The 340-nt window shown below is 48.8% G+C and carries 1 protein-coding gene; it reads right to left on the bottom strand.

Going from position 1 to position 340, the window contains the following annotated elements; all coding sequences use genetic code 11:
• Positions 1-340, bottom strand: a 340-nt coding sequence (locus tag H5187_RS24120; RefSeq protein WP_182798530.1) for a hypothetical protein, incomplete at both ends; no start/stop codon positions are given.

The raw sequence follows: 340 nt of genomic DNA, 5'->3' as shown, positions 1-340 counted from the left end.
CAACATCGGTAGCTTTCACGTTTTGCCCATTATCAGCTTGATCTGCATTTAGTGAGCTTTCACTGCCAGCCTGAGTATTGTCAGCTTTTGGTTGAGTAGGCTCAGTCACTTGCTGAGTAGCATTGACTTGAGCTGTTGAAGCAGCACCCGTATTCAGCAGGGTATTGCCTGTACCAACATCGGTAGCTTTCACGTTTTGGCTATTATCAGCTTGTTCTGCATTTAGTGAGCTTTCACTGCCAGCCTGAGTATTGTCAGCTTTTGGTTGAGTAGGCTCAGTCACTTGCTGAGTCGCGTTAGCTTGAGCCGTTGAAGCCGTAGCCGCCGTATTCAGCGGGGC

The organism is Pseudoalteromonas sp. SG44-1 (assembly GCF_014164315.1).
Classification (GTDB): Bacteria; Pseudomonadota; Gammaproteobacteria; order Enterobacterales; family Alteromonadaceae; genus Pseudoalteromonas; species Pseudoalteromonas rhizosphaerae.
Note: the sequence above shows the minus strand (reverse complement) of the source record. Positions and strands in the feature narration are given on the sequence as shown.